Raw genomic sequence first — 24,849 nt, 5'->3', positions numbered from 1 at the left:
AGGGGCCGAACGGCCCCGTTGCGCTCGTCGATCGGCTCTGCACGCGCTCGGCCGCGCCGCGGTTCAGGAGGTTCGGTAGTCGCTCGCCGTGAGCACCTCCGCCACCGGGCGCCGGGGCAGGACTCGGACGCAGGGCGGGTACCCGAGACGAAGGATCATCTGCGGGAACTCCCCCGCGCTCAGTGTCCTGCGCATCTGTGCCCGTAGTTGCGGGACTTCGAGGGGTTGGGTGTGGAAGGCCGCCATGACCCCGTGGGACGCCGCGTGCAACAGGATCCGCTCGAGAGCCTGGCCGCTCCGCAGCCAGTCGGACCGGCTGTCGCGCTCCGTGCTCAGCACGAGGGCCAGGCCGGTCCGCGCCGGCCATCGCCTGGGCGGTGACGGGAACATGCGGGTGAGGCCTGCGTAGTCCCGTCCGGCGAACGGCGTGCTGTCCGGATGCGTGACGTCGGCGTCGACGGGAACCCCGTCGGTCTGCCGCCGAGCGAGCCGCCAGGTCCAGCGGGCCTGCTCGGCGACGTGTTCCGGATCGGTCCGGTGGCGGCCCCTGCCCGGCACCGCGCGCGTGGGCGGGCGGGCCGGTCACACACCGGCCGGGTCTCACACCGGCACCGGCACGACTGCCACCGGGCAGTCCGCGTGGTGCAGCAGCGTGTGGCTCACCAGGCCGAGCTGGAGCCCGAAGCGGCCCTGCCTGCGCCGCGCCCCGACGATCACGAGGTCGGCGGCGGCCGAGCGGTTCAGGAGCACCTTGCGGGCCGTTCCTTCGACCGTCGTGCGGTGCACGCGGACACCGGGGTGGTCGGCCATCGCGTCGTGGAGCAGCGCGTCGAGCAGGGCGGACGCCCGCTCCTCGTGATCGTGCGCCGGGTCCCCGGCCTGCGCGGGACGGTCGGTGCTCTCGTGGGCGGGGCAGCGCCAGGTCCGTACGACGTCGAGGGCGCATCCGCGTGCCTCGGCCTCGCGGAAGGCGAACCGCACCGCCTCGCCGCCCGTGGCGGGCTCCCCGGCACCCAGCAGGATCCGCCCGTGGGTGCCGGCCAGGCCGGCCTTGTCACCGCGGACCACGATCACCGGACAGTGCGCGCGGGCCGCCACGGCCAGGCCGACCGAGCCGAGCAACAGTCCCTTCAGCTCACCGCGGCCACGCGATCCCGTCACCAGGACGGAGGCGTTGTCGCCCTCGTGCAGGAGAGCGGACGCCGCTTCCTCGGGGACGATCTCGGTGGAGACCTTCACCTCGGGGTTGCGCCGTCCGGCACGCTCTGCCGCGGACGCCACGACGTGTTCCGCCGGCATCCGTTCGGACGGACGTTCTACGCCGGTCCAGGGTGCCGCTCCGTCGTAGCGCTCCCAGCGGGACCCGTGCACCAGCCGCAGCGGCAGACCGCGCCGGGCCGCCTCGTCCACCGCCCAGTCGACCGCCTGGAGACTCGCATCCGACCCGTCGACACCTACGACCAGGGGAAGCTGCATCGTCCCCACCGCCTTTCGTCGGAGTGCGGTGTTGGTTTCGGCGCAAGCGCCCACCGTCACCGTCCCACCTGCGGCCCGGCGCCACGAGGGGCGGTTCGGCCCTCGCCGGGGACGTTCGTCCCATGCCGACGCCTGTCGGCAGGAGCAACCCCGCGAAGCCGTTCGCCGTCATGGTGGCCGATCTCGGCGAGTCGGCCACTCGTGCGCGGAGCGCAGCGCAGCCGCCGATGCGTGGTCCCCGTCGGAGCGGGGTGCGTCAGGCGGCGGGCACGACGAGGACCGGGCAGTGCGAGCGGTGCAGCAGCGTGTGCGCGACCGGGCCCAGCTGCGGACCGAGCCGGCTGGTGCGGCGGTGGGCGCCGATGACCACGACGGCGGCCTCGCGCGTCGCCTCCAGGAGCGCGTGTGCGGGGGCGGTGCGCACGGTGCGGCTCTCGACGCCGACCTCGGGGTGCTGCTCCCGCAGTCGGGCCATGGTGAAGCGCGGCACGGCCTCCTCGTCCCGCTCCTCTTGGGCCAGTTGCTCCTGGCCGGGGCTCGTGGCCGGTACCAGCGAGGGCAGTTCCGGGGTGATGTGCCGGTGGGTCCAGGAGTGCAGGACCCGCAGTCGCGCACCGCGCCGCTCCGCCTCCTCGAAGGCGTAGGCCGCCGCGTCCGCGTCCCACTCGTTCTCCAGGCCGAGCAGCACGTCACGGTCTCCCCCGTCACACCGGTTGCCGCCCCGTACCACCAGCAGCGGGCCGTGCAGGTGCGCGGCCAGTCGCAGGCTCACCGAGCCGAACAGCAGGCCCGTGAGCCCGCCGAACCCCCGGGTCCCCACGACGGTGAGCACCGCGTCCTCGCTCTCGCGCTCCAGCGCCCGTACGGCGCCGCCCTCCGCGGCCGCGGTCACCACCGGCAGGCCGGGATGACGCTCGGCGACCCGTGCGACGGCGGACGCGAGTACCGGCCCGGCCTCGTCCCGGTCGGGCACGGCGTACACGACGCGCAGGCCGGCCCCGCGACGCGCCGCCTCGTCCGCGGCCCAGTCCAGCGCACGCACCGCGACCAGTGAACCGTCCATTCCGACGACCACGTGTTGGTGTGTCATTGTCCTGCTTCCCTTCTGGCGGCTCCGCAGACGATGCTCGTCCTCTCCACCCGCCCGGGGCAGGGTCCGCGAGAACCCTTCGGCGCGCCGAACGGCCCCTTGCCTCAGGGCCGTTCGGTCCCCGACCCGACAGGGTCGAGGCAGGTGGGGATGGACGGACGGCAAGGGTCGGCTCGGTGACGGACGGTCAGGAGGTCGACGGCAACACCGACGAGGTACGCCACGGTGACCTGCGGTGCCTCCGTCGGCCGGAGAAGAACGCTTGTGTCGGGCGCGACGGCGGGCTACTCCACCGTGACGGCCCCGCTCCCCTCGTTCTCCCGCCTCACCGGGAGCGCCGGGGCCGCGGCTCCGTATCGAGTTCCAGGGACTGGGCGCGACGCGGGGAGGCGGCGCCTTCCGGGCCGTAGCCGAGGCGGATGAGTATCTGCGCATGGCCGGTGTGGTCGGGGTTCAGGGAGCGGCGCAGGTCGGGCCACTCCAGCGCCTGGTGCAGCAGGGACGCGCGCAGGCCGTGGGCGGTGGCGACGAGCCAGACGTGCTGGAGTGCCTGGCCGGCGCCCAGCCAGTCGGTCCGGCGGTCGTGCTCGGTGTTCAGCACAGCGACGACCGGGGCCGCCTCGAACGGCTGGGCGGGGAGCAGCTCGGCATGCCGCTGTGCGGTGAAATCACGCAGGGGCAAGTACTCGCGGGCGTCCTGGGGGCCGAGCGCGGCCCGTGGGAGTCCCCTGTCGGGGGCCGGGCCCAGCTCCTGGTGCACCCAGCGGCGGCTCTCCGTCGCGCGGTCGGCGTCGAGGCGGTTGCGTTGCTCCGCCTCTGCAGTCAGCCGCAGGAGACGGCGCGTCTCGGCAGTCTCGGGGAAACCGAGCCACGCGCCGTCCGAGCGGGCCGCCGCGACGAGTTGCTCACGCACGTGCGCAGGCAGTGGTCTGTCCGAGAACGGCAGTCGACTGCTGTGCCTGCGCCGGATCGCCTCGTAGAGGCCGGCATACGGCTGTTCCCGAGGCCCGTACGGGTGCTCGGCAGGGTGCACGGTGGCGAACAGGCCGGGATCCTGTGGACAGGGCAGGAGGTGTGTCTCGGCCCGCAGGCCGAAGTGGGCGAGCGCCACGCGGAGGTTGAGGACACACGCCCCCACCGAGAGGTGCAGCGCGCGGGCGGTCGGGTCCGTGTACCGCAGGCCTCGGACCGGAGCGACGCGCACCTGGAGGGTGCCGGTTTCGGCCTCCAGACGGAAGCGCCACGGCTGGGCGTTGTGGATCGAGGGCGCGGCGACGGCGGCCGAGACACAACTCTCCAGGATCGCGGCGTCAAGGGATGTGCTGTTCATGATGCCCTCCTCGCACGCCGGCACCGGACGGCTGGTGGCGTCCTTCGAGCATGGGCTCTCGGCCTCGGCGTGTTGAGGGGTCGACGGTCCCCCTCCGGGGCCGGTCTGCCCCGTCCTTCCGGACAAGTGGCCCCCGATGCCGTCCTGGTCGGCCCATGTCGCAGCGCGCTGTCGGCCGTCACCGTCGGAAGTGTCACGACGACCAGGAGGAGGTGCGGACCGATGAGCGGTGGCAAGCGCGCGAAGAAGCCGCTGTGGCGATGGCGGAGCAACCCGTTGCGGCGGCGCGACGACATGATCGAGGCCTGGATCGTGCTGGTCGTGTGGGCGATCATCGTAGTGGGCGGCACATTCGCCGGCTTTCTGGCGGCGCATGCCGCCGAAGGCGTGTTCGCCCGACAGCGCGCCGACCGGCACTCCGTGCGGGCCGTGCTTCTCGACGATGTCCCGCAGTCGGGTTCCGCGGCCCGGGCATCGGTTGGCCGGGCCATGGCGAAGGTCCGCTGGACGGCCTCCGACGGTTCCACGCGTACCGGGACGACCCTGGTGGACACCGACCTGAAGGCCGGATCCAGGATCGTGGTCTGGCAGAACGACCGGGGCGAATTCGTCGCCGAGCCGCCGAGTCCGACGGAGGCGGCTCTCGAGGCGAGTCTCCTCGGCATCGCGGCCGCCCTCGCCCTCGCCGGCACCGCTTTCGGCGCGGGGACCCTCGCACGGTGGCGGCTCGACCAGCGGCGCATCGACGGGTGGGGCAAGGAGTGGGATCTGGTGGGCCCGCAGTGGGGTCACAAGACCGGTTGACGCCCGGTCGGGCCCTGCGCCTCGAGGCTGTCGGCGCCGCCGGGGCTCGTCGCCCCGGCACATTGCCCATGCCGGTTCGCCCGCTTGCCCGTGCAGGACCGGCCCGGAGCGCGTTCCAATGGAAGAGAGCACGGCTTGCCGCTCCGAGCAGCAGGCACGTGCGCGCAGGGAGGTGGCGCATGCGCTTCGAGGACCGTAGGGACGCCGGGCGCCACCTGGCCCGGCGGCTGGAGCACCTCCGGGGCGAGAACGTGGTGGTGGTCGGGCTGCCACGGGGCGGGGTGCCGGTGGCGTACGAAGTGGCCCGGGGCCTCGACGCGCCGCTGGACGTGCTCGTGGTGCGCAAGCTGGGCGTGCCGTGGCAGCCGGAGCTGGCGTTCGGCGCGATCGGCGAGCAGGGCGTACGCGTCCTCAACCAGGACGTGATCGGCGAGGCCCGGTTGGACGAAGCCGATCAGGAGACCGTCGAGCAGGCCGAGCGGGCCGAACTGGAACGGCGCATACGCCGCTACCGTGCCGGGCGGGCACCCGTGCCCCTGACGGGGCGGACCGTGGTGGTCGTGGACGACGGGCTGGCCACCGGCGCCACCGCCCAGGCCGCCTGCCGGGTCGTACGGAACCGGGGTGCGGCCCGGATCGTCCTTGCCGTTCCGGTCGGGCCGGAACGGACTCTGCCGACCCTGCACGCCGTGGCCGACCAGGTCGTCTGTCTGCAGGTCCGCCGCCACTTCGGCTCCGTCGGCGCCTGGTACCACGACTTCACGCAGACCGGTGACGCCGAGCTCACCGCGCTGCTGGCCCGGGCCGCCGATCGCACCAGGGCGGCGGCGCCCTCGTACCCTCCCGATCCCGAGCGGCCGCTGCCCGACCGCGAGGTCACGGTACCCGCCGACCGGGTGCGGCTGGCAGCCCGGCTCGTGCTCCCCGACACGGCCCAGGCCGTGGTGGCGTTCGCGCACGGCAGCGGCAGCGGCCGGCACAGCCCCCGCAACAGGTACGTCGCCACGACCCTCAACCGTGCCGGCCTGGGAACCCTGCTGCTCGACCTGCTCACCGAGGACGAGGAGCACGACCCGCACAACGTCTTCGACATCCTCCTGCTGGCCCGGCGCCTGCGGGCCGCAGCGGACTGGCTGCGCCGGGAAACCGCCCTGCCCGTGGGCTACTTCGGCGCGAGCACGGGCGCGGGGGCCGCGCTGGAAGCCGCGGCCGACGACGACATCCGGGCCGTCGTGTCCCGGGGCGGCCGCCCCGACCTGGCCGACCCGGCGGCCCTTGCCCGGGTACGGGCTCCGACCCTGCTCATCGTCGGCAGCCGTGACACCCGGGTACTCAGCCTCAACCGGCTCGCCGCCGACCGGATGCACTGCGAGCACCGTCTCGCCGTCGTCCCCGACGCCACCCACCTCTTCCCCGAGCCGGGCGCCCTTGCCACCGTCGCCGAACTGGCCCGGGACTGGTTCACCGCCCACCTCGCGCGGCCGGACTCGGCCCTGCCGCCACACAGGTCGGCGTGACGCATACGCAGGGCTCTCCTTCCCGCGCGTGCGTCAGCTCGGCGGCGATCCAGGTCGCGCACGGGCACAGGGGTCACCGGGTCGCCCTTCGGGGCAGCGAGGCGCGCACAGGGCCGACCGGTCGCGGGCCGGGGCCGAACGGCCCTAGCGGGGCGTTCACCGGCGCCGTTCGAATGGACTGACCGGGCGTCCCGCCGTCCCGTCGACCGGAGAACCAGCAGTGAGTGATGAATCCGTGCTGAAGCACGTCATGGCAGGCAGCAACGCCCCTGCGGTCTGCGCGGAGCCGCGCCGCCGCGTCGAGCTCGACAGCGGTGAGGCGCTGCGGCTGCTCGGCAGCGTGTCCCTGGGCAGGATCGTCTTCACCCGGCATGCGCTGCCGACCGTCCGCCCGGTCAACCACGTCCTGGACGGCGACGACATCGTCATCCGCACCCACGAGGGCGCGGCCCTGACCTCGCGCACCCGCCAGGCAGGCAGTCCGGGCGTCGTCGTCGCCTACGAGGCCGACGACATCGACCCGGACACGCACCTCGGCTGGAGCGTGGTGGTCACCGGTTACGCGCACCTGGTGACCGACGCGCGCGACCTGGCCCGCTGTCAAGGCATGCTGCGTCCGTGGGTGCACCAGACCATGGACCACGCCGTCCGCATCCGCCCCGACCTGGTCACCGGGTTCCTGCTCACCACTGCCGACGACATCGCACCTGCAGACGGCTGAGACCGTCGGCGCTCAGGAGGAGATCCCCACCCCGTGGACGGAGTGTCCGCCGACGAGTTCGCGCCCGGTGACCAGCTCCGGCTCGATGCGGACGAAGACCTCGTCCCACCAGGGCACCCAGGAGCGCGGGCCGGTCCGGACCAGCCGCTCGTGCTCGGTCGGGTCGGTCACGACCGATGCCGCCCCGGTGACGACGACGCTCCAGCCGGAGTGCGCGGCCGCGTCCACCTCGTCGGCCTCCAAGGCGACCACCGAGCCGTCGATCGCCCGCACCAGCTCGGAGGCCGCGGAGGTGCACAGCAGCACGGCGCCGTCGTGGTCCAGAGAGAAGTTGACCGGCAGTACCGCGGGCAGGGCCCGGCGGGTGTGAACGATGCGGCCGACGGGCACCTTGGCCAACAGCCGCAGGCACTCCTGCCGTTCGAGTTCGCGGAAACCGTCGTTCGCATACATCAGCCAGTCCGTCTTTCGCCTGGACCGCGGAACTGCGGTGAGAGTCCATCCTTCATCGAGGGAGCGCCGGGGGTGAGGGCCGTCGGGCCCTGCCCGGCCGGAGAACGGCCCCGCTCACGCCGTACCGCCCCGTCCGTACGGCCTCTGTGCCGTGCACGGGTGGGCGAGGGATGGTGAAAGGCAGGAGTCCCGCACGCCGGAAGGGGAACCGCCATGGTGCGACCGATCGTTGTCGGGGTCGACGGGTCCGCCGGCAGTCGTGCCGCGGTCGACTGGGCCGTGGGTGAGGCCTCGCTGCGCGGGCTGCCGCTCCGGGTCGTCCATGTGTCGTCACTGGGCGAGGCGGACGTGGCGTCGGTGTGGCCGTACCGCCGAGAGCCCGCACCCGACGCGCTCGTGAAGGCACTCGTGGAACGCCACCCGGAGCTCCGGGTCGAAGCCGTCGCCGGTACCGGGGCGACCGTCCCGGCGCTGCTCGCTCTCGGCGCGCGGGCCGACGTGATGGTGCTCGGCATGCGCGGCGCGGGGGGCTTCGCGGGACTGGCCGTCGGTTCGGTGGCGCACGGGGTCGCGGCCCTGGCCGGCGGACCTGTCGTGCTGGTGCCGGAGCCCGCCCTCGGGCGGGCCGGCGGCGGTGTCGCACTCGGCGTCGACGCGCACGTTCCCGCGGGTGCGGCCGTGGACTTCGCTTTCGACGCCGCCCGGACCCACGAGAGCGGGCTCCACGTCGTCCACGCGTGGCAACTGCCCTCGGCGGCGGCACGGTTGATGCCGTACTCGATGCCCGAGGAGGACCGCGGCGCCCTGGAGGACCAGGAGGTCCAGCGCCTGTCGGACGTGCTGCGGCCGTGGCGGGAGAAGTATCCGCAGGTACGCGTTCTCGAAGACGTGCGCCTGAACAGCCCGTCGGCCGCCCTGGTGCGGGCCTCCGCCTCCGCCGCGCTGCTCGTGGTGGGGCGCGGCGGCGCGGGCCTCGGTCCCACCGCGCACGCGGTGCTGGACCATGCCGGTTGCCCGGTGGCCGTGATTCCCTAGCCGACCGTCAGATCCGGCCGGACCAGGGTGCCCGACGTGCCGTGGACGATCGCGTACGCCGCGTCGAGGGCGCCGATCGCGGCCAGGCCTCCGGTGCGTTCGACGAACCGGGCGGCGGCCTCGGCCTTGGGCCCCATCGAGCCGTCGGGGTAGCCGCCGCGGCGCAGGTCGGCGGGGGTGGCGTCGAGGACGGGTTGCTGGTCGGGCGTGCCATAGCCGGTGTAGACGTTCGGGACGTCGGTGAGGATGAGCAGGAAGTCGGCCTTGAGGTCCTCGGCGAGCCGGGCCGCGGCCAGGTCCTTGTCGAGCAGGGCGTCCGCCCCGGTCAGGGCGCCGGTGTCGCGGTCGGCGGTGACGGGGACTCCGCCCCCACCGCCGCAGACGACCAGCGTGCCGCTGTTCAGCAGCTCGTGGATCGTCTCGGTCTCCAGGATCCGCTCGGGTGCCGGGGACGGGACGACGCGCCGCCAGCCCTTGGCGTCCCGGGCGATGTGCCAGCCGCGTTTGCGGGCGAGGGAGCGGGCCATGTCCCTGGAGTACGCCTGGCCGACGAACTTCGTGGGCCGGGCGAATGCCGGGTCGTCGGCTCGTACGAGGGTGTGGGTGACGAGCGTGACGATCCGGTGTCCGGGGAGGACGTCGTGCAGGGTGCAGGCCAGCAGTGAGCCGATCATGCCCTGGGTCTGGGCACCGAGCAGGTCCAGCGGACAGGGGGCGCTCAGCGCCGGGTCGGACACGCTCTCGCCGGCGAGCAGGCCGATCTGGGGCCCGTTGCCGTGGGTGACGACGAGTTCGTTCTCGTGGGCCAGGGCGGCCAGGGCGATGGCCACCCGGTCGACGTTCGCCCGTTGGACGGCGGCGTCGGGGTGCTCGCCCCGGTGCAGCAGGGCATTGCCGCCGAGGGCGACGACTATGCGCATGGTTCAGACCTCCGCAGTCCGGTGCCGATGGTGCTCCGAGATCGATCCTGCTGCGCGTTGATCGCCGTGGTCAGCCGCCACAGGTCCCCGGCCGGGGTCGAAGGTCCCGATGCTCCGGCCCGATCGGCCCAGGTGCCCCCGCCGTCGTCACAGGTCGACGGGGCCGGCGCCCCGATGGCCGGGCAGCAGCGGCGCGCACAGCGCGGGCGGTGATCAGATCGTGCACGTCGCGGTCGGTGAGCGGGGCGAGGCGGGCCTCGTGGGGCGGATCTCCACGGTGCTCGCGTCGGCCAGAAGTGCGTGGGTCACCCGTGCGCGGTGGGCGGACCGTGTCATGGCGGCTTCCTCTCGCTGGGTGGCGCTTCCACGGTCCGACCCTCTGAGCGCGACCGCAGGGCAGTCCGGGGCCCGGCTCCGGGGCCGTTCGGCATCGGTCCGAGAGCGCTACGGGTCAGTCCCGAGCGTGGCGGATCAGTGAGCGCCCACGGGTGCAGCGGCACCGGGGAGGGCAGCCAGCACGTCGAAGGCCTCGCTCAGCCCGACGGCCCGCAGAACGCGCAGCAGGCGCGGACTGTCGGCCACCAGGCGTACCCGTCCACCGCGCTCGTCGGCGCGATTGCGGGCCCGGCACAGGACGGCCAGCCCGCTGCAGTCGATGAAGTCCACCGCGCGCAGGTCCACGACCAGCTCGGGGCACGGCCCGGAGGTGAGGACGTCGAGGCGGGTGCCGATCACCGGGGCCGTGAGGAGGTCGATCTCGCCGAGCGGTTCCACCACCGTGACCCCATCGACCTGGCGTTCCCGCAGGTGGCATGGGGAGTGGACGTGGTTCTCTCGCATGCCTTCAGAAAAACGGGACCTCGGTCACACCCGGAAGGGGCACCCGGCCCCATCGGCCACGTCGAACGGCCCGGCTTCAGGAGGGAACGTCGGACACGTGGGGCCGCCTGCCGAGCGGTGCCGGACGGGACGGTCCCGCTGGTGCCCGCGGCCAAGCGCCCGTCGCCAGGTTCGTCGGCCGGGCCTCGGCGCGGTGGCTCCACCTGCTCCGCCCCCGGTGATCCGGCCGACCCGCCCACGGCAGGGCCGGCCGGTCCCAGAACAGGGACCGGCCGACCCTGCCGCCGCGAACAGCCGCCCCGCGAAGCTGAGTTCACCACTCAAGGAGGTCTGACATCATGCTCCGCACCGTCATCGCCGGTCTGAACGGTTCACCCGAGAGCCTCGCCGCCGCCGACTGGGCCGCCCGCGAAGCCCTGCTCCGTGAAGAGCCGCTGCGTCTCGTCCACGCCTGGCAGGCGCAGCCCCTCGTCCTCGCACCGCTCGCCGGGGTCTACGCCCCGCCGCCCGGATCCGAGCCCGAGCGCCAGTGGGCGGAGCGGATGTCATGCGAGGTCGTGGCCGGCCTGGCACGCCGTCACCCCGAGCTGCCGGTCACCGCCGACCAGGTAGCCGAACAGCCGGTCCCCGCCCTCCTGGAAGCCGCTCGCGAGGCCGAACTGCTGGTGCTGGGCTCCCGGGGGCTGGGCGGCCTCGGCGGATTCCTGGTCGGTTCCGTGGCCTTCGCGGTGCTGGCCCGTGCGGAGCGGCCGGTCGTGCTCGTCCGGGCCAAGGAGCGTCAGGACGAGCCACGGCCCGACGCCACGGGAACACCGACCACCTCCGCGCCGTACGGCGACGTCGTACTCGGCCTGGACCTGCGCAAGCCGGCCGACCCGGTGATCGAGTTCGCCTTCGACGCAGCGGCGCGGCGGGGTGCGCCCCTGCGTGTCGTCCACGGCTGGAGCGTCCCGCCGTTCTACGAGTACGGCACCGCGAGCGGCCCCGAGGCGACCTCCGTTCTTGCGGCCCTGGAGCGGAACCGGCTGGCCGAGGTGCTCGGGCCGTGGCAGGAGAAGTTCCCCGGCGTCGAGGTGAGCCCGCAGCCCGTGATCGGCGGGGCCGGCCGCCACCTGGTGGACGTGTCCCGCGACGCGAGCCTCGTGGTCGTGGGCAGCAGGATCCGCCGCTCGCCGGTCGGCTCGCACATCGGCGCCGTGACACATGCGGTACTGCACCACGCGAAGGCACCGGTCGCGGTGGTGCCGCACGGCTGACGGCCCGCGGGGGCCTCTACGGGTTTCGTACCCGTAGAGGCCCCCGCCCGCGTCTGCGGCACGATCCGCCGGCCAGTCCCTGGCGGCACCGCGTCAGCGGCGCCGCATCGTCTCCAGCGCCTCCCTCAGCACATGGGGATCGCGCTGCCCCTTGTAGACCCCGGGCGGTCGACGGTCGAGGCCGAGGAGTTCGGCGACGGCGGTCCATGCGGTGCGCACCGAGTACTCGACGGTGAAGACCACGTCGTCGGGAACCTCGGCGAACTGCCCGATGAACGCGAGGTTCACGGACCTCCTCGGCACGACCAGCGGCCGGTCGCCGTGCCGACGGGCGAGGAACTGGCTGGTGATGTACGGCATCAGGCAGGGCACCACGGTGGAGGTGGCCAGCACCCGTTCCCTCAGGTCCTGCTCGAACCGCAGGTGGTGCAGCACCTCTTCGAGGATCTCCGCGCCCGAGCACTCGGTCATGGGCTTGTCGACATGGTTGCCCGGCCGGTCGGGGAACAGGGCGTAGCCCCACCAGACGGAGACGCCCTCGGGCTGGTCCGGGTACACCGGCTGGTGGTTGGCGACGATGGTGAGCAGCCAGTTGGAGGCGGTGAAGGTCATGAGGCCGCCCCTGCCGGTCGCCCGGCCGCTGAACCGCTCCAGCGCGTCGAGGAAGGCGGGGTCCCGGGCGGTGACGGTGAAGGACTCCCACTGGGACTCGCCGACGTGCTTGTCGAAGACCTCCGGGTCGCCGAAGTCGTCGCGGCCCCGGGCCAGCCGGTGCCAGAGGAGCCACGCGTCCGACGTCCGGGGCGGACGTGGGGGCGGGGCGGTGTGCGAGCCGAGGGTGGTGGCATCGGTCATGGAGCCGTTGGTGACCAGCACGAGGTCCTCGGGTGCCACCTGGATCCCCTCGTCGTGTCCGTCACGGGCGAGGAGGATGCGCTCGACCGTGGTGTCCGGCCCCGCCGTGATCACCAGATCCCGTATCCGACAGCCGGTGTGGAAGGCCACGCCCCGTTCCCGCAGCCAGCTCTCCAGCGGGCGGACGATCGAGTCGTACTGGTTGTAGCGGGTCCGCTGGATCCCCGACATCGCGGCGAAGCCGGGGAAGAGGTGGATGAAGCGCTTGAGGTACCGGCGGAACTCGATCGCGCTGTGCCACGGCTGGAAGGCGAAGGTGGTGGACCACATGTACCAGAAGTTGGTGGTGAAGAATTGCTCGCCGAAACAGTCGGTGATGCGCCGGCCGTCCAGCTTGGACTCGGGGGTCACCAGGCACCTGGCGAGGTCCAGCCGGTCGTGCTCGGAGAACCCCATCGACCGTACGTCCATGATCTCCCCGTCGGCGCCGACGAGGCGTGCCGCGTCGTCCCAGCCGAACTCCTCGTACGCGGCGCGGATGTCCTCCGTCACCGATACCGACGGGTCGTCGAGGGAGGGGATGTGCGACAGCAGGTCGTACGTGCAGCGGAACTCCGCCTCGAACATCCGCCCGCCGCGCATGGTGTAGCCGCTCTCCGGCGTCCCGCCCGCGTCCAGGCTGCCGCCCGTCTGCCGGTGCTCCTCGAAGAGGTGGATGTCCGCCCCTTCGAATCCGCCCTCGCGGATCAGGAACGCCGCCGCGGCCATGGCCGCGATGCCGCTCCCCACCAGATATGCCTTCGCCATCACACGTCTCCTCGCTGCGTCCGCCCGTGACCGGGAACTGCGGACTCCACGGTTTCCCGTGGTCGTGACCGGCGTCAGTGGGCCTTTGGGCACCAGGGGCCGGTCCGACCGGCCCCGATCGGACCGGCGCGGCGCCTCGACGCGGTGGGGTGGCCGCCCGGCAGGCCCCCACCGTGCCATTGGGCCCCAGGGGAAAGCCCGGACTGTGGTCCGTTCGGCCCTGGTGGCAGGTCCGTACGGCGCTGTTCCGGCGGTACGCCCGCCCGCGAAGGTGTCGTGCACGGGTCGGCGCCCTTGGTGGCCGGTCCGGCCGTTTCCGCTGCCGACCCCCGAACCCGGGGTGCGCGCGACCCCGTACAAGAGGAGGCCCGCCGTGGAGCTGGCGCTGGCTCAGGAGACCGTGGCCCGATGGCAGTTCGGCATCACGACCGTCTACCACTTCCTGTTCGTCCCGCTCACCATCAGCCTGGCCTTCCTCGTCGCGGGCCTGCAGACCGCCTGGGTGCGCACGGGCAAGGACAAGTACTTCAAGTCGACCCGCTTCTGGGGCAAGCTCTTCCTGATCAACGTCGCGATGGGCGTGGCCACCGGCATCGTGCAGGAGTTCCAGTTCGGCATGAACTGGTCCGACTACTCGCGCTTCGTCGGTGACGTCTTCGGGGCCCCGCTCGCCATGGAGGCGCTGCTCGCGTTCTTCTTCGAGTCCACCTTCATCGGGCTGTGGATCTTCGGCTGGGACAAGCTGCCCCGCAAGATCCACCTGGCGTGCATCTGGCTGGTGGCGATCGGCACCTTCCTGTCGGCGTACTTCATCCTGGCCGCCAACTCCTGGATGCAGCACCCGGTCGGATACGAGATCAACAAGGTCACCGGCCGCGCCGAGCTCAACGACATCGCGGCCGTGCTGTTCCAGAAGACCACCCTGGTCGTCGTCTTCCACACCCTCACCGCGGCCTTCCTCACCGGCGGCGCCTTCATGATCGGCATCGCCGCGTACCAGCTGCGCCGCGCGGGGCAGGCCGCGAAGCCGGACACTCCCGGCCGGATCGCCGCCATGCGCACCTCGCTCCGCCTCGGCCTGGTCACGGTCGTCATCGCCGGTCTCGGCACGGCGGTCAGCGGCGACGCGCTCGCCAAGGTGATGTACGAGCAGCAGCCCATGAAGATGGCCGCCGCCGAGGCCCTCTGGGAGACGGAGGAGTCGGCGCCCTTCTCCCTCTTCGCGTACGGCGACGTCGAGGAGGGCCGCAACACCGTCGAGGTCGAGATACCCGGGGTGCTGTCCTATCTCGCCAAGGGCGACTTCACCTCGGAGGTGCCCGGCATCAGCACCGTCGAGGCGCTGGAGAGGGCGAAGTACGGCGATCTCGCCGACGACTACAAGCCGAGCATCCCCACCGCCTACTGGTCGTTCCGCTGGATGATCGGCTTCGGTATGGCCTCCTTCACGATCGGCCTCGCCGGGCTGTGGCTGACCCGGAGGAAGCGGTGGCTGGCCGCCGACAGACGGCGCGGCGAGGACGAGGTCCCGCTGCTCATGCTCACCCCGAACCGTCAGCTGGGCCCGACCCTGAACACCTGGGCCTGGCAGCTCGCCGTCCTCACCATGGGCTTCCCGCTGGTCGCCAACTCCTTCGGCTGGATCTTCACCGAGATGGGCCGCCAGCCCTGGACCGTCTATGGACTGATGACGACCGCCGACGCCGTCTCGCCGAGCGTCTCCGTCGCCGAGCAGATCACCTCGCTGAGCGTCTTCACCGCCCTGTACGCCGTACTGGCCGTCGTCGAGGTGCGGTTGCTCGTCAAGTACGCCAAGGCGGGCCCCGTCGACGAACTGCCGCCGCCGGAGGTCCCCTCACTGCGCGGCCCGGCCGCCGGCGAGGACACCGACCGCCCGATGACCTTCGCCTACTGAGACCTACCGCGACCTACAGCGACCTACTGAGACCTTCCGAGACCTTCCGGAGAGACGGAGAGAGACACGGCCATGGAGTTGCACGATGTCTGGTTCGCCCTGATCGCCGTCCTGTGGATCGGCTACTTCTTCCTCGAGGGCTTCGACTTCGGGATCGGCATCCTCACCAAGCTGCTCGCCCGCGACGAGGCCGAGCGCCGGGTACTGATCAACACCGTCGGCCCGGTCTGGGACGGCAACGAGGTGTGGCTGCTCACCGCCGGCGGCGCCACCTTCGCCGCCTTCCCCGCCTGGTACGCCACCCTGTTCAGCGGCTTCTACCTGCCGCTGCTGGCGATCCTGGTCTGCCTGATCGTCCGTGTCGTCGCCTTCGAGTACCGCGGCAAGCGCGACGACGCCCAGTGGAAGCGCAACTGGGAGCACGCGCTGTTCTGGACCTCCCTGCTGCCCGCGTTCCTGTGGGGTGTGGCCTTCGCGGACATCGTCCGCGGTGTGAAGATCGACGCCGAGGGCGAGTACGCCGGTACGGTCCTCGACCTGCTCAACCCGTACGCCCTCCTCGGCGGCCTCGTCACACTCGCCCTGTTCACCTTCCACGGCGCGATGTTCGCGGCGCTCAAGACGCGCGGCGACATCCGCGACCGGGCCCGCACCATGGCCGGCCGGGCCGGCCTCGCCACCGCCGGACTCGCGCTGGTCTTCCTGTTGTGGACCCAGGGCAGCGGCGGCAACGCCCGCAGCCTCGTGGCGCTGATCCTCACCGTCGTCACGCTGCTCGGTGCGCTCGCCGCGAACCGGCAGGCCCGCGAGGGCTGGGCGTTCCTCCTCTCCGGTGTCACCGTGGCCGGGGCCGTCGCGATGCTCTTCCTCGCGCTCTACCCGGACGTGATGCCGTCCAGCCTGAACCCGGCATGGAGTCTGACGGTGAGCAACGCCTCCTCGTCGGCGTACACGCTGAAGGTCATGACCTGGGTGGCGGCGGTCATGACGCCTCTCGTGCTGCTCTACCAGAGCTGGACGTACTGGGTGTTCCGCAAGCGCATCGGTGTCGAGCACATCCCGGCCTGAAGCCGGTGACGCCGTGGCGTCCCCCAGCCCGAAAGGCACACACGCGATGAAACCCGTCGACCCGCGGCTGCTGCGCCACGCGCGTGCCACCCGGCTCTTCCTCGCCGCCTCCGTGGCCCTGGGCACGATCGGAGCGGGGCTGCTCGTGGTCCAGGCCGCGGTCATCGCCGAGGTGGTGGTGGGGGCCTTCGAAGACGGCCGCGGCCTTGCCTCTCTGCGAGGCCCTCTGCTCCTGCTGACCGCTGTGTCCGTCGGGCGGGCCGCGGTGGCCTGGCTCACCGAGTCCGCCGCGCACCGCGCCTCGGCGGCCGTGAAGTCGCAGCTGCGCGGGCGCCTGATGGAACACGCGACCGCGCTCGGACCGGACTTCGTGGCCGGGCAGCGCAGCGGCGAGCTCACCACACTCGCCACCCGTGGGGTGGACGCGCTCGACGACTACTTCGGACGGTACGTTCCGCAGTTGGCGTTGTCGGTCGTGGTCCCGGTCGTCGTGCTCGCGAGGATCGTGACCGCGGACTGGCTCTCGGCGGCGATCATCGCGGCGACGCTGCCGCTGATCCCGGTGTTCATGGTGCTGATCGGACTGGCCACGCAGGCACAGACGGACCGCCAGTGGCGGACCCTGTCCCGGCTCTCGCACCACTTCCTGGACGTGGTGGCGGGCCTGCCGACCCTGAAGGTCTTCGGACGGGCCAAGGCGCAGGCGGCAGCGATCCGGCGGATCACCGACGAGTACCGTCGGGCGACCCTGCGCACCCTGCGGATCGCCTTCGTCTCCTCCTTCGCCCTGGAACTGCTGTCCACGCTGTCCGTCGCACTCGTGGCCGTGAGCATCGGACTGCGGATGGTCGAGGGCGGGCTCGACCTGTACACCGGACTTCTGGTCCTGGTCCTGGCACCGGAGGCGTACGCCCCGATCCGGGCGGTGGGCGTCCACTACCACGCCAGTGTCGAAGGGCTCACCGCCGCCGGGAAGATCTTCGACGTCCTGGAGACCCCGCTCCCCCGGCGCGGTGACGCCGACGCACCCGACCTCTCCACCACCCCCATCACCGTCGACAACCTGACCGTGACCCACCCGGGCCGCGCCGCACCCGCCGTCGAGAACCTCTCCTTCACGGTCCGTCCCGGCGAGACGGTCGCCCTGACCGGCCCGTCGGGCGCCGGCAAGAGCAGCGTCCTGTCCGTCCTGCTCGGTTTCACCACCCCCGCTGCCGGGACCGTGACCATCGGCGACCGGAACCTGACGGACATCGCCCCCGAGCTGTGGCACCGCAGGATCGCCTGGGTCCCGCAGCACCCCCGTCTCATCGCCGGCACCGTCGCCGACAACGTCCGGCTCGCCCGGCCCGAGGCCACCGACGCCGACATACGCCAGGCCCTGCGCGACGCGAACGCCCTCGACCTCCCCGACGACCTCACCCTCGGCGAGAACGGCGTCGGCCTCTCCGCCGGCCAGCGCCAACGCGTCGCCCTCGCACGCGCCTTCCTCGCCGACCGCCCGCTCGTCCTCCTCGACGAACCGACCGCCCACCTCGACGCCGAGAACGAGTTCGCGATCGCCGACTCCGTCCGCCGCCTCGCCGCCACCCGCACGGTGCTGCTGACCTCCCACCGTCCGGCCCTGTCGGCCCTCGCGGACCGGTGTGTGGAACTCCGTGTCCCGAGCGCCGGTACGCGGAGCACGGGAACGTCGGCCGGGCCGGGGTCCAAGGGCCTTCCCGCCGGGGCATCGCGGCACCGGACGCAACCCGATGCTCCGGGCCGCGTTCCCAGCGCCTCGACGGGCTCCCCGCTGCGCCGACTCGTACGGATGGCCGTCACCGGGCACATCCGCACCCGGCTCGCCCTGGCGGTGCTGCTCGGCGCGCTCGCCCTCGGATGTGGCGTCGCGCTCATGAGCACGTCGGGCTGGCTGATCTCCCGCGCCTCCCAGCAGCCGCCGGTGCTGCACCTGATGGTCGCGGTGACCTGCGTACGGGCCTTCGGCATCGGGCGCAGCGTCCTGCGCTACGCCGAGCGGCTGGTGGCCCACGACGCCGTACTACGCGGCCTCGGCACGCTGCGCACAGCCGTCTACGGACGACTGGAGCGGTTGGCTCCGTCCGGACTGCGCCTGTACCGGAAGGGGGATCTGCTCTCCCGGTTCGTCACCGACGTCGACTCCGTGCAGGACCACCTCCTGCGCTTCCGCCTCCCGGCCGCGGCGGCTGCCCTGGTGGGAACGGCGGCCGCGGCGCTGCTGGGCGCGATGCTGCCCGCCGCCGGAGTCGTACTCGCCACCGGACTGCTGCTCGCAGGCGTGGGCGTGCCCCTGCTGACCGCGACCACCTCTCGGCGTACCGAACGCCGCCAGGCACCGGCCCGCGGCGAGCTGGCGACCACCGTCCTGGACGCACTGTCAGGAACCGCCGAGCTCACGGTGACCGGGGCACTGCCCCGCCAACTGGCCGCCGTAGGAGCCTGCGACCGCCGCCTGACCCGGATCGCCGCCCGCTCGGCCGCCACCGCGGGGCTCGGCTCCGGGCTCGTGGCCCTGCTCGCGGGGCTCACGACCACCGCCTGCGCAGCCGTGGGCGTCCAGGCCGTGGCGGCCGGCCGACTGGACGGGGTGCTGCTCGCCGTCCTGGTCCTCACCCCGCTCGCCGCGTTCGAGGCGGTCGCCGGGCTCCCCGCCGCCGCCCAGGTACGGCAGCGCAGCCGCCGTGCCGCGGAACGGGTCGTCGACGTCATCGACGCTCCCGAAGCGGTCCGCGAGCCCGGGCACCCGGCCGTTCTCCCCCAGCCGTCTCTGCCCCTTCGACTGCGCGGGCTGACCGCCATCTGGCCGGGCGGCCGCGAACCGGCGCTCAGCGGCATCGACCTGGACCTCTCCCCCGGGCGCAGGATCGCGATCGTCGGACCGAGCGGCTCCGGCAAGACCACCCTCGCCCACGTCCTGCTCCGCTTCCTCGACCCTGCGGCGGGTGCCTACACCCTCGCCGGGACCGACGCGACCAGCCTGGCCGGGGACGACGTACGACGTGTCGTGGGCCTGTGCGCCCAGGACGCGCACCTTTTCGACAGCACCCTCCGCGAGAACCTCCGTCTGGCGCGCCCCGACTGCACCGACGGGGATCTTTGGGCGGCGCTTGCCGCGGCCCGCCTCGACGCCTGGGTGCGGCAACTGCCCGCGGGCCTGGACACGCCGGTCGGCGAGCACGGCGCCAGGCTCTCCGGCGGGCAGCGCCAACGCCTCGCCCTGGCCCGCGCGTTGCTCGCCGACTTCCCGGTTCTCGTCCTCGACGAACCCGCCGAACACCTGGACCTGCCCACCGCCGACGCGTTGACGGCCGACCTCCTCGCGGCCACCCGGGGGCGTGCCACCGTGCTGATCACCCACCGGCTGGCGGGACTCGAGGACGTGGACGAGATCGTCGTCCTCGACCACGGCCGGGTCGTCCAGCGCGGCACCTGGACCGAACTCATGGCCGCACCCGGCCCGTTGCGGCGAACGGCCGAGCGGGAGCAGTCAGCCGGGCGGGAGCAGTCAGCCGAGGCGGCGCGAGCCGCCGCCTGAGCGCCTCCATCGCCCAGGAACAGGCGAGCGCGGCATGGTCCGTCTGCCGGCGCAGGCGGTCCTGGAGTCGGCCGACTTGGCGCACCCGCTGCCCACTCGACCGCCGAAGACGGGCCGACCAGAGCAGCCGCGAGGTGCCCGACGGCGCGTACGGAACGAGCGGCGGAGGCCGACCAGCACGGCGGTTCCGGCGTGAGACGGCACCATCCCGAGACGTCGCCGCCGTCCGCCCGTCGCGTGCCCCAACGATCCACCGAACCATGGACGTCCGCGACCGACCGGACGGCTGCCTTCCGCGCTTCAGCCCAACAGGCCCTGCGAAAGGGGCCGTTCAGCCCCACGGCTGCGGACCTTCGGCATCCGCCCGAGCACGTCCCGCGCGACCACAGTGAGGGGTGTCGGGCACCGGCCCGACAGCCTCCGATTCCCGAACGACTCCCGAACGACTCCGGAACGATTCCCGAAGGGATCACCATCATGGCCGTGCACGAGCACCCTCACCGGGGTCCGGGCTTCCACCTGCGTTCCCTGCGCGGGCACCGGACCGCGTCCACCTCTGGGACCGCCGTGTCGGCAAGCACCGACACGCACACACTGCGGGCCCGCTCCTTCGCCTCGCTGCGACTGTTGACCGGGTTCGCCTTCCTGTGGGCGTTCCTGGACAAGACCTTCGGCCTCGGCTACGCCACTCCGTCCGGCAAGGGCTGGATGGACGGCGGTTCCCCGACCAAGGGCTTCCTCAGCGGCGTCGCCGCCGGGCCCATGGAGTCCACCTTCCACGACTGGGCCGGGGCCGCATGGGCGGACTGGCTGTTCATGCTCGGTCTGCTCGGCATCGGGCTCGCCCTCGTCTCCGGTGTCGCACTGCGGCTCGCCGCGGTCGCCGGCACCGCGATGATGGCGCTGATGTGGGTCGCCGAGTGGCCGCCCGCCAAGCACCTTTCCGACGGCTCGGCCAGCATGTCCACGAACCCGTTCGTGGAATACCACGTGATCTACGCCGTCGTGCTGATCGCCCTGGCCGCCGCCGCGGCGGGCGACACCTGGGGCCTGGGCCGGTTCTGGGCCCGACTGCCGTTCGTCCGCGACCACCGTTCGCTGCTCTGACGGCGGGGAGCCGGAGGGAGCCACGGGCCCGCACCGGGGCCGTGGCTCCTCCCGCCATGCAGGAAGGCCGGCTCCCATGGGGCCGCTCGGCCCTATCCGGGGACTGCTCGGCCTCTCCGCTTCGTCTGTCCCACCCACCACACTGAAATCGAATCCGCATACGGATTCCCCGTGCTGATTCCATCCTCGGACCCAGGAGGCAGTCATCATGTCCCGCACCGTCATCGTCGGTCTCGACGGCTCGCCCGAGAGCCGGGCCGCCGCGGAATGGGCCGCCCGCGAGGCGATACTGCGTGGCATCACGCTGAAGCTGGTCAATGTCTGGGAACCGGTCCCCGAGCCCATGGCCCAGGCCCCGCTCCTGGGCGCCGAGACGCTGCAGCACTGGTCCCAGAGGATCCCCCGCGAGGCGGCCGAGGGTCTGCGGCTGCGCCACCCGGGCGTCGACGTCACCACCCAGCAGGTCGCCGGCCGGGCGGGCGAGGTGCTGCCGGACGCGGCCAAAGACGCCGAGCTGCTGGTGCTCGGCTCCCGGGGCCTCGGCGGCGTCGGCGGCTTCATGGTCGGTTCCGTCGGCCTGTCCGTCGTGGCCCACGCCGAGTGCCCCGTCGTCCTGGTCCGGGCCGGGGAGCAGGCCGCCGACGAACACATGAGGGACCCGGCCGGGATCCCGTCGGCCGCGGCCCCGTTCCAGCCCGTGGTCCTCGGCCTGGACACCGACAGCCCGCACGAGGCGCTGATCGAGTTCGCCTTCCGGGCCGCCGCCCGCCGGGCCACCGCCGTGCACGTCATCCACGGCTGGAACCTGCCGGCGTACTACACGTACCGGGTCGCCGCCGGCCTCGACCTTCACGAACCGGCGCTGCGCCAGGCCGCAGCCCTGGCCGAGGTCCTGCGGCCGTGGCGGGAGAAGTTCCCCGATGTCGACGTCGTCGAGGAATCGCACTTCAACAGCCCTGCCACCATGCTGGTCGAGGCGTCCCGCGAGGCCTCCCTCGTCGTCGTCGGCCGCCGCGTCCGCCGCAGCCCCTTCGGCGCCCACATCGGCCCCGTCACCCACGCCGTCCTGCATCACGCCACCGCCCCCGTCGCCGTCGTCCCGCACGACTGACCGTCCCCCGCGGGGAAGAAAGCAAGGGAGATGAGGAGCATGGAGCTTCCCGTGGTCGTCGGGGTGGACGGTTCCGAGGCGAGCCTGCACGCCGCGGACTGGGCGGCCGAGGAGGCCGCCCTGCACGGGGTGCCGCTGCGTGTGGTGTACGCCTCGCTGTGGGAGCGGTACGAAGGGCCCGCGCTCGCCCAGGGCCTCGGCAGGTCCTCGGAGCAGGTCCTGAACGACAGCATCGTCGGCTCGGCGGCCAAGCGGGCCCAGCGCCGCAATCCGGACCTGAAGATCACCACCGAGGTGCTGCCCGACGACTCGGTGAGCGCCCTGCTCCACGAGGGCCGCAACGCCTCCGTGCTGGTCGTCGCGTCCCGCGGACGCGGCGGCATCGCCGAGCGGCTGCTCGGCTCCGTCAGCCTCGCGGTCGCCGCCCGCGCCGACTGCCCGGTGGTCGTGTTGCGCGACGGACGCGAGCACCGGGGGCGCTCCGGGATCGGGCAGCGCGTCGTGCTCGGCGTGGGTGACGAGCCGGAATCGGCGACCGTGGAGTTCGCCTTCCAGGAGGCCGCCGACCGGTACGCCACCCTCCATGCCGTACGGGCCTGGCGGCGGCCCGCGCATCGGCCGGCCGCCCCACCTCCGACCGCCGGGGACCCCGCCCACCACTTCGTGCGACGCGCCGCACAGACCCTGGAGAACGCGCTGCGGGACGCCGCGGGGGAACACCCGTCCGTGCAGGTGCGCCGGCGGACCGTGGAAGGGTCCCCCCTTCAGGTGCTGATGGAGGCTTCGGCCACCGCCGATCTGCTGGTCGTCGGAGCCCGGCGGCACGGTGCGCGGTCCGGCCTCCAGTTGGGCCGGGTCGCCCATGGGGCGCTGCACCACTCGGCCTGCCCCGTCGCCGTCGTACCCCGACGGGCATGACTCGGCACAGAGGCTCTCCGAGTGATCCGGGACGTGGCGAAGGCTCGTCGACATGCTCCGTACCGGCCCGGTTGTACCAACTTTGATCGAACAGTGCGATTCCTCCTGTCGTGGGCAGGTACTCGATGCGACGCTGGAAGTGCCACACCGGGTGCACGGCGCTCGGTGGGCCCCGGCAGGGCCATGATCCGAGCGACCCGGGAGTCGAGATGCTCCGCGACCCGTCCGACGGTGCCGCCCTCGCCCGCCGCGTCCCGCCCCTCGACGACCACGACCAGCCGGGCGCCCCGCGCGCACACCTACTCCTGGAGTCGCACCACCCGCTCTATGACGCTCTCGACAACGTTCCCGGAGCCCTACATGCCCAAGGCCAAGCGCAAGGACCAGACCAGCAGCACTGTGCTGACCGACAAGGAACTGCGCACCCTGGATGCCCACTGGCGGGCCGCCAACTATCTGGCCGTCGGCCAGATCTACCTGCTCGCCAATCCCCTGCTCACCGAGCCGCTGCGGCCTGAGCACGTCAAACCGCGGCTGCTCGGGCACTGGGGCACCTCCCCCGGGCTCAACCTGGTCCACACCCACCTCAACCGCGTGATCAAGGCCCGCGGCCAGGACGCCCTGTGCGTCTGGGGCCCCGGGCACGGCGGCCCGGCCGTCCTGGCCAACGCGTGGCTGGAGGGCAGCTACAGCCAGACGTATCCGGACGTGAGCCGGGACGCGGCAGGCATGGGGCGGCTGTTCCGTCAGTTCTCGTTCCCGGGCGGGGTGCCCAGTCATGTCGCACCCGAGACGCCCGGCTCCATCCACGAGGGCGGCGAACTGGGCTACGCCCTGTCCCACGCCTACGGCGCCGCGCTGGACAACCCGGACCTGCTGGTCGCCTGTGTGATCGGCGACGGCGAGGCGGAGACCGGGCCGCTGGCCGCGTCCTGGCACTCCAACAAGTTCCTCGACCCCGTACACGACGGCGCCGTCCTTCCCATCCTGCATCTCAACGGCTACAAGATCGCCAACCCGACGGTGCTGTCCCGGATCCCCGAGTCCGAACTCGACGCACTGCTGCGGGGGTACGGGCACACCCCGATCCACGTCACCGGCGACGACCCGGACCAGGTGCACCGGGACATGGCCGCCGCGATGGACGACGCCCTGGACCGGATCGCCCGGATCCAGCACACGGCTCGCGAGGACGGCGTGGCCGAACGGCCGCACTGGCCCGTCATCGTGCTGCGCACCCCGAAGGGCTGGACGGGTCCCGCCGAGGTCGACGGAGTGCCGGTGGAGGGCACGTGGCGCGCCCACCAGGTCCCGCTGTCCGCCGTCCGCGACAACCCCGAGCATCTGCGGCAGCTGGAGGCCTGGCTGCGCTCGTACAAGCCGCAGGAGCTCTTCGACGAGGACGGCCGTCCCCGGGAGCAGGTCCTCGCCTGTGTCCCCGAGGGCGCCCGGCGCCTCGGTGCCACCCCGCACGCCAACGGCGGGCTGCTGCTGCGCGAGCTGCCCGTGCCACCGCTGGAGCGGTACGCGGTCGCCGTCGACAAGCCCGGCGCGACCCTGCACGAGCCCACCCGGGTCCTCGGCGACCTGCTCGAATCCGTCATGCGGGCCACCGGCGAGCGGCGCGACTTCCGCCTGGTCGGTCCGGACGAGACCGCCTCCAACCGGCTGCAGGCCGTCTTCGACGCCAGCGGAAAAGCCTGGCAGGCGCAGACGCTCCCGGTCGACGAACACCTCGACCGGCACGGCCGGGTGATGGAGATCCTCTCCGAACACACCTGCCAGGGCTGGCTGGAGGGCTACCTCCTGACCGGACGGCACGGGCTGTTCTCCTGCTACGAGGCCTTCGTCCACATCGTCGACTCGATGGTCAACCAGCACATCAAGTGGCTGCGCGTGACCCGCCGCCTGCCCTGGCGCGCCCCCATCGCCTCGCTCAACTACCTGCTCACCTCGCACGTGTGGCGCCAGGACCACAACGGCTTCTCCCACCAGGACCCCGGCTTCGTCGACCACGTCCTCAACAAGAGCCCCGAGGTCGTCCGGGTCTACCTGCCGCCGGACGCC

At 72.7% G+C, this 24,849-nt stretch carries 20 protein-coding genes and 1 pseudogene; 12 read left to right on the top strand and 9 right to left on the bottom strand.

The window, feature by feature from the left end:
* Positions 1 to 63 precede the first annotated feature (63 nt).
* The 4 genes from ADK57_RS50225 to ADK57_RS36630 form a co-directional block, all read right to left on the bottom strand.
* The gene (locus tag ADK57_RS50225; RefSeq protein WP_053753993.1) at positions 64 to 558 is read right to left on the bottom strand and encodes a hypothetical protein; all 495 of its coding nucleotides are present in this window, start codon (positions 556 to 558) and stop codon (positions 64 to 66) included.
* Between the two features lie 42 nt (positions 559 to 600).
* Positions 601 to 1,476, bottom strand: coding sequence for a universal stress protein (locus ADK57_RS36640; RefSeq protein WP_078973546.1), 876 nt, complete (start codon positions 1,474 to 1,476; stop codon positions 601 to 603).
* A gap of 256 nt (positions 1,477 to 1,732) precedes the next feature.
* The gene (locus ADK57_RS36635) at positions 1,733 to 2,566 is read right to left on the bottom strand and encodes a universal stress protein (RefSeq protein WP_199830763.1); all 834 of its coding nucleotides are present in this window, start codon (positions 2,564 to 2,566) and stop codon (positions 1,733 to 1,735) included.
* 325 nt (positions 2,567 to 2,891) lie between these two features.
* Complete coding sequence (locus ADK57_RS36630; RefSeq protein ID WP_053754024.1) at positions 2,892 to 3,896, bottom strand: Acg family FMN-binding oxidoreductase; 1,005 nt, start codon at positions 3,894 to 3,896, stop codon at positions 2,892 to 2,894.
* 222 nt (positions 3,897 to 4,118) lie between these two features.
* Here ADK57_RS36630 and ADK57_RS36625 point away from each other — a divergent pair, with 222 nt between their 5' ends.
* The 3 genes from ADK57_RS36625 (at position 4,119) to ADK57_RS36615 (ending at position 6,938) form a co-directional block, all read left to right on the top strand.
* Positions 4,119 to 4,700: a hypothetical protein gene (locus tag ADK57_RS36625; RefSeq protein ID WP_053753990.1), complete on the top strand. Its 582-nt coding sequence runs from the start codon at positions 4,119 to 4,121 to the stop codon at positions 4,698 to 4,700.
* Between the two features lie 179 nt (positions 4,701 to 4,879).
* Positions 4,880 to 6,217: a phosphoribosyltransferase family protein gene (locus ADK57_RS36620; RefSeq protein WP_053753989.1), complete on the top strand. Its 1,338-nt coding sequence runs from the start codon at positions 4,880 to 4,882 to the stop codon at positions 6,215 to 6,217.
* A gap of 250 nt (positions 6,218 to 6,467) precedes the next feature.
* Positions 6,468 to 6,938 (top strand): pyridoxamine 5'-phosphate oxidase family protein, encoded by a 471-nt coding sequence (locus ADK57_RS36615; RefSeq protein WP_199830765.1) that lies wholly within the window; start codon positions 6,468 to 6,470, stop codon positions 6,936 to 6,938.
* 12 nt (positions 6,939 to 6,950) lie between these two features.
* On the opposite strand, the gene ADK57_RS36610 is transcribed toward ADK57_RS36615, so the two are convergent.
* Positions 6,951 to 7,391 carry a pyridoxamine 5'-phosphate oxidase family protein gene (locus ADK57_RS36610; protein WP_053753987.1) on the bottom strand — a complete coding sequence of 147 codons (441 nt, stop codon included), beginning with the start codon at positions 7,389 to 7,391 and terminating at the stop codon, positions 6,951 to 6,953.
* A 213-nt stretch (positions 7,392 to 7,604) separates the two neighbouring features.
* On the opposite strand from ADK57_RS36610, the gene ADK57_RS36605 reads away from it, so the two are divergent.
* Positions 7,605 to 8,426, top strand: a complete 822-nt coding sequence (locus ADK57_RS36605) for a universal stress protein (protein WP_053753986.1) — start codon at positions 7,605 to 7,607, stop codon at positions 8,424 to 8,426.
* Here ADK57_RS36605 and ADK57_RS36600 read toward each other — a convergent pair.
* Together ADK57_RS36600 and ADK57_RS36595 are read right to left on the bottom strand one after the other, a co-directional pair.
* Positions 8,423 to 9,346 (bottom strand): carbamate kinase, encoded by a 924-nt coding sequence (locus tag ADK57_RS36600; RefSeq protein ID WP_053753985.1) that lies wholly within the window; start codon positions 9,344 to 9,346, stop codon positions 8,423 to 8,425. The genes ADK57_RS36605 and ADK57_RS36600 overlap by 4 nt on opposite strands.
* Positions 9,347 to 9,817: 471 nt before the next feature.
* Positions 9,818 to 10,186 (bottom strand): STAS domain-containing protein, encoded by a 369-nt coding sequence (locus ADK57_RS36595; protein ID WP_053753984.1) that lies wholly within the window; start codon positions 10,184 to 10,186, stop codon positions 9,818 to 9,820.
* Between the two features lie 338 nt (positions 10,187 to 10,524).
* On the opposite strand from ADK57_RS36595, the gene ADK57_RS36590 reads away from it, so the two are divergent.
* Positions 10,525 to 11,442, top strand: a complete 918-nt coding sequence (locus tag ADK57_RS36590; protein ID WP_053753983.1) for a universal stress protein — start codon at positions 10,525 to 10,527, stop codon at positions 11,440 to 11,442.
* Between the two features lie 93 nt (positions 11,443 to 11,535).
* On the opposite strand, the gene ADK57_RS36585 is transcribed toward ADK57_RS36590, so the two are convergent.
* A complete protein-coding gene (locus ADK57_RS36585) occupies positions 11,536 to 13,104 on the bottom strand; it encodes an oleate hydratase (RefSeq protein ID WP_053753982.1) in 1,569 nt (522 codons plus the stop codon).
* A gap of 373 nt (positions 13,105 to 13,477) precedes the next feature.
* Between ADK57_RS36585 and ADK57_RS36580 the strand changes: the two genes are divergently transcribed.
* The 6 genes from ADK57_RS36580 (at position 13,478) to ADK57_RS36555 (ending at position 22,782) form a co-directional block, all read left to right on the top strand.
* On the top strand, positions 13,478 to 15,019 hold the full coding sequence (locus ADK57_RS36580) for a cytochrome ubiquinol oxidase subunit I (protein WP_053753981.1): 1,542 nt from the start codon (positions 13,478 to 13,480) through the stop codon (positions 15,017 to 15,019).
* A 72-nt stretch (positions 15,020 to 15,091) separates the two neighbouring features.
* Positions 15,092 to 16,087: a cytochrome d ubiquinol oxidase subunit II gene (gene cydB / locus ADK57_RS36575; RefSeq protein WP_053753980.1), complete on the top strand. Its 996-nt coding sequence runs from the start codon at positions 15,092 to 15,094 to the stop codon at positions 16,085 to 16,087.
* 46 nt (positions 16,088 to 16,133) lie between these two features.
* Entirely contained in the window at positions 16,134 to 19,646 is a 3,513-nt protein-coding gene (cydD, locus tag ADK57_RS36570) for a thiol reductant ABC exporter subunit CydD (protein ID WP_053753979.1), read from the top strand.
* Positions 19,647 to 20,123: 477 nt separating this feature from the next.
* Entirely contained in the window at positions 20,124 to 20,753 is a 630-nt protein-coding gene (locus ADK57_RS36565; protein WP_053753978.1) for a DoxX family membrane protein, read from the top strand.
* A gap of 208 nt (positions 20,754 to 20,961) precedes the next feature.
* On the top strand, positions 20,962 to 21,864 hold the full coding sequence (locus ADK57_RS36560; RefSeq protein WP_053753977.1) for a universal stress protein: 903 nt from the start codon (positions 20,962 to 20,964) through the stop codon (positions 21,862 to 21,864).
* Between the two features lie 39 nt (positions 21,865 to 21,903).
* Complete coding sequence (locus ADK57_RS36555) at positions 21,904 to 22,782, top strand: universal stress protein (protein WP_107091734.1); 879 nt, start codon at positions 21,904 to 21,906, stop codon at positions 22,780 to 22,782.
* A 49-nt stretch (positions 22,783 to 22,831) separates the two neighbouring features.
* Here ADK57_RS36555 and ADK57_RS48295 read toward each other — a convergent pair.
* A pseudogene (locus ADK57_RS48295) lies at positions 22,832 to 23,081 on the bottom strand (polyphosphate kinase 2); the annotation flags it as partial.
* 61 nt (positions 23,082 to 23,142) lie between these two features.
* Here ADK57_RS48295 and ADK57_RS36550 point away from each other — a divergent pair.
* Positions 23,143 to 24,849: phosphoketolase (locus tag ADK57_RS36550; RefSeq protein WP_053753975.1), on the top strand; the 1,707-nt coding region annotated here is incomplete at its 3' end.

This window comes from Streptomyces sp. MMG1533 (assembly GCF_001279775.1).
Taxonomy (GTDB): Bacteria; Actinomycetota; Actinomycetes; order Streptomycetales; family Streptomycetaceae; genus Streptomyces.
Note: the sequence above shows the minus strand (reverse complement) of the source record. Positions and strands in the feature narration are given on the sequence as shown.